This is a genomic window from Loigolactobacillus zhaoyuanensis (genome assembly GCF_003946385.1).
Lineage (GTDB): Bacteria > Bacillota > Bacilli > Lactobacillales > Lactobacillaceae > Loigolactobacillus > Loigolactobacillus zhaoyuanensis.
This window is the reverse complement of the sequence record NZ_RHOE01000086.1, coordinates 1-8,497: the sequence shown is the minus strand read 5'-3', so window position 1 is coordinate 8,497 and position 8,497 is coordinate 1. Positions and strand designations below refer to the sequence as shown.

6 protein-coding genes and 1 riboswitch are annotated in these 8,497 nt (G+C 43.7%); of the genes, 2 read left to right on the top strand and 4 right to left on the bottom strand.

Features of this window, described 5'->3' with window-relative positions; all coding sequences use genetic code 11:
* Positions 1-522: 522 nt before the first annotated feature.
* Positions 523-635: riboswitch (FMN riboswitch) on the bottom strand.
* Between the two features lie 20 nt (positions 636-655).
* From EKM76_RS12050 to EKM76_RS12040, 3 genes are all read right to left on the bottom strand, one after another.
* A complete protein-coding gene (locus EKM76_RS12050) occupies positions 656-1,291 on the bottom strand; it encodes a nitroreductase family protein (protein ID WP_225417942.1) in 636 nt (211 codons plus the stop codon).
* Between the two features lie 18 nt (positions 1,292-1,309).
* A complete protein-coding gene (locus EKM76_RS12045; RefSeq protein WP_125550861.1) occupies positions 1,310-2,149 on the bottom strand; it encodes an acetoacetate decarboxylase family protein in 840 nt (279 codons plus the stop codon).
* A gap of 81 nt (positions 2,150-2,230) precedes the next feature.
* Positions 2,231-3,091, bottom strand: a complete 861-nt coding sequence (locus tag EKM76_RS12040) for an SDR family NAD(P)-dependent oxidoreductase (RefSeq protein ID WP_125550860.1) — start codon at positions 3,089-3,091, stop codon at positions 2,231-2,233.
* Positions 3,092-3,281: 190 nt separating this feature from the next.
* On the opposite strand from EKM76_RS12040, the gene EKM76_RS12035 reads away from it, so the two are divergent.
* Entirely contained in the window at positions 3,282-4,727 is a 1,446-nt protein-coding gene (locus tag EKM76_RS12035) for a PucR family transcriptional regulator (RefSeq protein ID WP_125550859.1), read from the top strand.
* 470 nt (positions 4,728-5,197) lie between these two features.
* Positions 5,198-7,552, top strand: a complete 2,355-nt coding sequence (locus EKM76_RS12030; protein ID WP_125550858.1) for a nitric-oxide reductase large subunit — start codon at positions 5,198-5,200, stop codon at positions 7,550-7,552.
* A 30-nt stretch (positions 7,553-7,582) separates the two neighbouring features.
* Here the strand turns inward: EKM76_RS12030 and EKM76_RS12025 are convergent, their stop codons facing one another.
* Positions 7,583-8,125, bottom strand: a complete 543-nt coding sequence (locus tag EKM76_RS12025; RefSeq protein WP_125550857.1) for a PadR family transcriptional regulator — start codon at positions 8,123-8,125, stop codon at positions 7,583-7,585.
* Between the last annotated feature and the right edge of the window lie 372 nt (positions 8,126-8,497).

Here is an 8,497-nt window from a genome sequence, read left to right as displayed (position 1 = left end):
AACCTTGATGACGGTTATTCTGGATTACAATGACAAGTTTGATCAGCGGGTGCATAAGGGATTCAACATGGTTGAAGACACATTAGAATCTATGTTTTAAAAAAAGGACGAGAGGCTTTTCTATTTACACATAAAATTTGACACTCTCCATGATTTAAGCTAATTAAGAAATTCACTTACCCCAATCATGTTCTTATAGTACTAGTTGAAATCGTTTACAATTAATACTATATAAAATTTTTTATATTTTGTCCACTAATTATTGACTCAAATTAGTAATTATTGTTATATCAACCAATTCATTCACTATCATTTGGTTGATTGCTCGCCTAGCAGTCATTATCCACAACAATATCAAACATCCATTTGTTCTTAAAGTGATTTAAATCACAACAAAAAGTAGTCACAACCGCAGCCAAGCTAGAAAAAGCCACTATACTCGCTCAGTTTAAAACACAAACGACCCGTTCAAAATAATGAACGAGTCGTTTCGGGGCAACATTAAATAAGCTGTTAAGTCATCCTAATTTTCTCTCATCTAGACTATACTATCGGTACCGGAGTTTCGCCGGTTCAGCTTGCGCAGACGGACTATCACCGTCGGTCAGGAATTACACCTTGCCCTGAAAATTATTGTTCAATTATATAGATATCCTTATAGGTATTCAGTCAGCTGTTTAACATCGTAGCGCTCAGTCTTCAACGGCTGTTCTGCTGACTTCCCAATAGATACAGCCATCACTGGTACATAACGCTTTGGATCAAGCCCTAAGGTAGAAATAATTGTTTTGAAATCAACACCAGACCATGGATTAGCTTCATAGCCATGCGCGCGGGCTAAGAGCAACAGTTGCATCCCAGCGACTGCACAATCCATTGTCGCATCTAAGGTCAAAAAGCTTTGATCAGCATGTTCGTACAATGGTAAGAACGTGTTAAGGATTTGATCCAACCGTTCCTGTGTGATCTTGCCAGCTTCGCGAACTTTATTCCATACGTCCCGGTAGACCAGATGGGATTGGGTATCGCCGACGATAAAGATCGTTGCTGCAGAAGAGTCAAGTTGCGGATAGTTGAATTTCATTACTGACTTTTTAACTCGTTCTTTAGCCTCGGGAGTGTCGATAACGACAAAGTGCCAAGACTGTAGATTGCAGGCAGATGGCGCAGTAGTCGCCTCTTTGATCATTGTTTCCAGCTCTTCGCGTGGAATTTTAACACTAGTATCGAAGCGACGAACGGAGTGCCGTTCAAACATCACTTTAGATAGATCATTATTTTTAAAATCCATTACTTTACTCCCTTTCAATTAAAAAGTGGTGGCAGCTGAGTTAACAATTCCACGATCATAGTGACCAGTGATCAAGTATGGCGCAGCCTTTGCTGGATCAACATCTTCCAGCTGAACAGTATTAAACATCACTTGACTGTCGAAGTGGACCCAAGCTGCACCCAGTGGTTTGAGGACAGCGAGTTCGCCCAATGGGTCGTCTTCGGTTGAGTTAAGCGTCAGGCTTAATTTACCTGGTTCTGCACTATCGATGACCGATTTCATTTGCGAAGAAACCAACTTGGTGTTAACAAAGTGGTTCGTTCCATCATCATGTTGATCCAACTTATAATCCAAGAAAAAGCTGTTAGATTGCATTTCTTGGTCAACTTGCATCATACCAGCAAATTGCTTCATGAAGGAAGGCTCGTTGATATCGCCAGCTTCCCACTTCAAATCAAGCAAACGTTTGCCATGACGATCGACCGTTGCAGTCGCTGTCTGGTCAGTACGACTAAGCGTAATTTTATCGGCTAATTTCTTTGGCATACTTGCGCCATCACGCCCAGCAACTTGGCCGGCTTCAGCGCCAGCGCCAGAGAGCAACAACTCGAATGGATAAGCCCCAACCATTTTATCCTTATAAGAAACCATCGCATAAAGTGTTTGTTCCAGATATGGCGCACCGAACGTTGGCTTGCCCATGTTGACCACATAGCCAACAACAACAGGAGCAACGACCTTCAAAGGTGCCGGCACAAGTTTGGCGAGAACTGCCGGATCAGTCGCGTAGGCGAAGGTGATCCCAGTCTGATCGTTCATACTTGGGCTACTAAGAAAATTATTGACGTCTTTTTCACTTGCTACAAAACTTGTCATATATATCTTCCTCCTTGATTGGTTCGAATCTGGGTCAGCTTTTATTAGTGAGCTAGTAAGGGACTGCCTTAACTAGATTGCTTACATCAATCCATCCATCACGTGAACATCTGGAGTCCCGCCATTGACGATACGATTGACACGATCAGAGATCAAACCGTTATATTCTGGGTGGGTCAAAACATAGAAGGTATTATCTTCGAGTGCCTTAAAGACAGTATCAGCAATCGTATCGATCGATGACCCATTATTGATAACGTATTTGGCAAATTCTTGTCCCTTCAAGAAGCCTTCACTTGTGTAATAAGGATCAGTGGCGTCACTGTACTGTTTTGGCCGGTATTGTTCAGTGTTGTAAAGATTGGTCTGAACAAAGCCTGGGCACATCACGTGCATCGAAATGTCGATATCAGCCCGTTGTAAATCGTAGGCAGTTGCTTCAGTCATCCCAACGCTAGCAAATTTCGAAGCGTGGTAAGCTGGCATTCCTGGTGTATCAACAAGACCCGCGATCGATGCAACATTCAAAATTTCACCATGCGTTCCCTGTTTCATCATGATCGGAATAACTTTACGCATGCTGTAGACTTGGCTCAACGTATTGACGTGCATGATCCAGTCCCAATCACGTAATGGTAATTCCCACATTCGACCGGGTAGTGCGATACCCGCATCATTGATCAATAGGTCGATCTGACCGAACTTCTCCATAGTTTGGTCGATCGCACTATTAACTTCTTCAACTTTAGTTACATCAGTGGGGATAGCCAAAACATCAGCTCCGGCTGTCGTCAATTTCTCTGCAACTTTTTTTAAAGCTGGCTCATCGGAATCTGCCAGCGCCATCTTCATACCACGATGAGCTGCTTCCTCTGCAATTACTTCGCCAAAGCCGTGGGCGGCACCGGTCAAAAACATAACTTTATTTTTGAATTCTTTCATAATAGATACTCCCTCTCCTGATTTATGGCAACCTGTTCATCCAACTATTCGGTATATCGAATTTACCTTCATAATAGCGCTTGCATTACGGATTTTCGAGTGCCATGATTAACACATATTCGGACGCATAAGTGTATAAAAAGTACACCGGTCCCCATACACCCTTGATTTACATAAAGGAGACGAGAAAATGCAATTGGCTGTCTTGCTCGATTTAATTGCAGCACAAGTACCGCTAAAGCAGATCGAACCCATTCCACCAAACCAAATCACCAAGGTAATTATTCGTCAAGGCCTCCCTGATGAAAACACGCTTGCGGTCGATCCAGCTAATCCAGCACTGGTGATCGGCTGTGCTGGCAAGGCAATCGTCGTCGCCCGACCACGAGATACCAGCGCGCAGAACATAGTGATCCGACTACTGCGCATCGCCGGTGATCAGTTTTTACTATCCAATGATTGGCGCAACCAGATCAACAAGTTAGCCCTCAACGCAATCACCAGCTCAATTGAAAGCATCCTACAACAAGCCGCCGAACTTGCTGAACAGCCACTGATCATCCTACCGATGAGCGGACAGACGATCATCGCTAGCTCGACACCGGAAGTTGCCACTGGGTCCGCCCTTAGCCGCTGGTTGGCCGGGCATGAGCCTTCACTTGATCCAACTAGTTTCTATAAACACGTGATTTTGACGTCGCCAAAGGACGCGCCGATGCCCATGTTGTTGACACCATTGGAGTTCCACGGCCGTGCGCTTGGCTATTTAGGCATGCCGGCGGTCAAACGAACGATCAAGGGTTGGCAACCGCAGTTTTTAGCCATGTTAGCGCCACTTATCTCCAGCGTAGCGGTCAAAGATCAGATCCTTGATACGGTATCGACACGTGATCGACTACTAGATATGCTTCTGAACCCTGAAGCAGAAAGTAATTTGGATATTTCATTTGCTAAGCAGCACACTCAGTTACCCCAAGCAATGGTGCTGATCCTTTGCACTTCGGATGGCGGTGATACTCTTAATAACTTAAAAATGCGCCTAGAATACCTGATGACGCCCATGTTTTCGCAGGTATTGGGAACCGTTTATCGGCACCGAGCATTGTTTCTTGTCTCGCTTTCGTTGGTCGAATACCACTCCAAACAGTTTCGGACTAATTTAGCATCGGCAGCAACTCGAGCCGGCTGTCATATGGTGGTGTCAGTTTTCTACACCCATACTGAAGATACCTTGGCCGCACTGACTGTCTGTATGCGGACGCAGGCCCTCCCCACGATGCCTGAGCGAGTACGCTATGCCGGTGATGAGTTCTTTGATCTGATGCTGGATCAGCTTCCTTTCTCCAGTTCCGTGCTGAACTTTTTTATCGATCCCGCCGTTACTGCATTGATCGATCACGATAATCAACATGGTAGCGAATATTTTAAGACGATACACATGTATCTGCATATGAGCGGAAATCTGACCGATACTGCAGCTGCGCTCTACATTCATCCCAATACTCTACGCAAGCGCATGGCGCGAATTGAAGAGGTGACTGGGATCGACCCCCAAAATGCTTTGACCCGTTTCAAGTTAGGCGCTGGAATTATGCTAACCGATTACTTAGCGCGTCTGGAAACGGAAATACACTAGAAAAACCTAAAATCGCATTAAAGCACCGCTATGCTGAGTATCAGTAATAATGACCGCTTTGGTTAAAAAATCGCCGCCCAAGTTTTCGCTCGGACGACGTTTTTTTACTTTTTAGATCCTTTTTTGGTCCAGCGATGATCGCTTAGGCAAATAGATAGTTATATATAAAATATATCATATTATAAATTGATAATTATTGTTATATAACATTATTTAAACGTCTGCTATTTAGCCAGCAAAACAATAACAAGACAAGCTTAGCTACACCCACCTAATCAAACACAAATCAGTCTTTGTTTTCGTAGTAACTATCTAATAGAACCCGATTAAGTTAGATTTTATCGTCACTATCATCACTTCCGCAATCTATTAAATTAGTGTCTACACTACAACAGTATAAAAGCGGTTTAAATTTATATAGGATAAATATATAAAATATGTTATATTCATTTTAAAAGGAGATGAATATCATGGTTAAACAAAAATATACTTACCGACGGTTGACTAAAGTCCTGATCGGTACTTTGGTCATCGTTTTTTCAATTCTAATTGCCGGGGGCTTTTTAATTTTCAAAAATGAAGCACCTCGGCCAGCTAAGATCGTGGCCACCAACGGGGAAACACTGGTGACGCACAATGAATTACTTAGCGGACAAGCTGTTTATGAAAAATATGGTTTGGCCGACTACGGCACTTATTTAGGCAATGGGTCTTATCTAGGACCTGATTACACCGCGCAAAGTTTACATATCTATTTACAGGGCATGAATAGCTATTATGCGCAAAAGTTATATCAGCAATCATTCAAATCATTAAGCGACTTTAAGCAAGGTGCGATCAAAGACAAGGTCAAGCACGAAATTAAAGTTAATCGCTATTCTAAGGCCAGCCAAACGCTAACCTTAACGGCGGCACAGGCGGCTGGCTATCACCATTTAACCAAATACTATCGGCACGAATTTATCAATAATCCGCGCCAAGCTGGCTTGCCGGAAAATATGATCAACACGAAAAAGACCGACGCCTTCATGTATAAAGGTAACAAGGTCGATCAATTGACCAGCTTTTTCTTCTGGGGAGCGTGGATGTCGTCCACTAATCGGCCAGGACAAACTTATTCGTACACCAATAATTGGCCCTACGATTTAGATGCTGGTAATACAATGTCTTCGGAATCATTGATTTGGACCGCCATCAGTGTGGCCTTACTAGTCGCCGGTGTCGGTGTCATTATCTACTACCAGCGCCGCTACGCCTTTGACATGGAATCCACCTACGCCAATGCGGAACAAATGCCGGCATTGGATACTGATTTTGCGATCACCAGCAGTCAGCGTAAAATCGCCAAATACTTCCTCGTGGTGGTTGGCCTCTTCCTGGTCCAAATCTTATTGGGCGAGCTAATGGCCCACTATTATGTCGAAAATGAGTTCTTCGGTATTCCACTACAAAATATTTGGCCGTTTAATTTGGCTAAAGCGTGGCATTTGCAGTTAGTCATTTTCTGGGTGGCAACAACTTGGTTGGCCACTGGGATCTACATCGTCCCCCGCGTTTTGCGCCGCGAACCCAAGCGACAAGGCTTGCTGGTCGATCTGCTATTTTGGGCATTGATCGTCGTTGTGGTCGGCAGCATGTTAGGCGAATGGGCGTCTACATTGGGGTTGCTGAACCATAACTGGTGGTTATTTGGCCAATTTGGTTGGGAATATATTGAACTCGGCAAGTTCTGGCAGATTCTCTTCATTATCGGTATGGTGCTGTGGGTCGTTATCCTGATGCGCGGCTTCATCCCAGCAATGAAACGGCCAGACAATTACGATCGCAAGCGTTTGATCACCCTGTTATTCTGCGGTGCTATCGCCATTCCTGCTTTTTATTTGGCCTCACTGTTTATTTTACCGAACTCTCACGTGACCTTCGCCGACTATTGGCGTTGGTGGATCGTTCATTTGTGGGTCGAAGGTATTTTCGAATCCTTTGCCGTGATTTTGATCGGCTACTTGATGGTCGATCTGAAATTAACCACTACCCGCTCCACTGTCCGCGCGCTATACTTCCAGTTGACTTTGCTGTTAGGTTCTGGCGTTGTTGGCATGGGCCATCACTATTTCTGGGAAGGTGACCACTCGATCTGGTTAGCGCTTGGAGCCTGCTTCTCGGCGCTAGAAGTTGTGCCGCTTTGCCTACTGTTGTGGGAAGCGTACACTCATTACCGTGTCTTCAAAGATAGCAATGTGGCTTTCCCGTACAAAGGGACCTTCGTTTTCTTAATGTGGACTGGGGTTTGGAACGCGATCGGCGCTGGTGCATTAGGCTTTATCATCAATGCACCCGCAATCAACTACTTCGAACACGGCACACAATGGACTTCAGCCCACGCCCACGGTTCAATGGCCGGCGTTTATGGCATGTTCTCGATTGCCATTATGCTGTACGCTTTGCGTAACATTTCGCAGCAAAAAATTTGGACACCAAAAATGGACAAATTAGTTAACTGGTCCGCTTGGTTAATGAATATTGGCCTAGCTGGCATGGTCTTCATCAGTCTATTGCCAGTTGGTTATCTACAATTAAAAGACGCGCTGGAACATGGTTATTGGCACGCCCGGCTATTATCGTTCTACCACAGCAGCCCTGTTTTTGAACTGTTGTGGGCGCGGATCATCCCTGATCTCGTCTTCACTGCTGGCGTGATTATTTTGATCATCATTGTGGTCAAAGTTATCCGCAATTTAAAACCTGCCAATAACGAAAAAGCCGCTGCCCACTTTTCAGCGGTCACGGCGGAAGAAGTTAAAGCTGATCAATTAAGTGAAGATTAAACTGAACAGAAAAACGTGGACTGGCATTTGCTAGTCCACGTTTTTTAGTGTCGCTGTCAGCCAATCGGCATAACCTTGCTCACGGTCAATGGCGTGTTGCAAAATTAAATAATGCCCGTAATTGGCTAATTGACTGGCTTTGTTAGCAAATTTACGGGTCATTTGCTTTTGTAAATGGACTAACTTAGCCTGATGCAGCAATAGTTGCTCCGTCAACATAGGCTGTAAACTCGGGTCATGCGCATCTTGAATGAAATATAATTTTAAAATGAATTCATCCTTGCTAGCAGTTAATTCTGTCGTTGGTTCGTGCAGCCACTCCTGCAATTGTGCCTGTCCCACTGCCGTTAGCGAATAAACCTTTTTTTTCAACTTTTCGCCGGTAATTGAAAGTTGATGCGTGATCAAACCAGCAGTTTCCAAGCGTTTCAATAGTGGATAGATTTGGCTGTGATTAGCATTCCAAAACTCGCCGATATCAGCGGTGAAAGCTTTGGCAATGTCATAACCGGTAAGCTCGTGTTCGCTGAGCAAGCCAAGAATAATGTATTGTAATTTATTTTTTTGCGCCATTAGTTACCTCCACTTGACTTTTTATTACTCGCAGTATACCATAATCATATAATTTAAAACATGTAATTAAATACACGTTTAAGATTACTTGTTTAACACTCATTATTTTAAAATTAATCAGGAGGCATTTTGATGGCTGAAAAAACATTTAACCTGAATTATGCATATGCATCAAATTGATTGGCCAAATTATCAGTTTTACGTAATTTCTCTATATTCACGGCTTGGGCTAGTCATGACTAGCCAAGTTTGACTTAATTTAGTTAGTTTGATTAGTTTTCATACTTGATCGCGTCAAAAAAGTAGCCACTAATCCCTTGGTCAAACACAATAATTTTAAAAGTAACTGCGCTATTTTCTTAGTTGGTCACT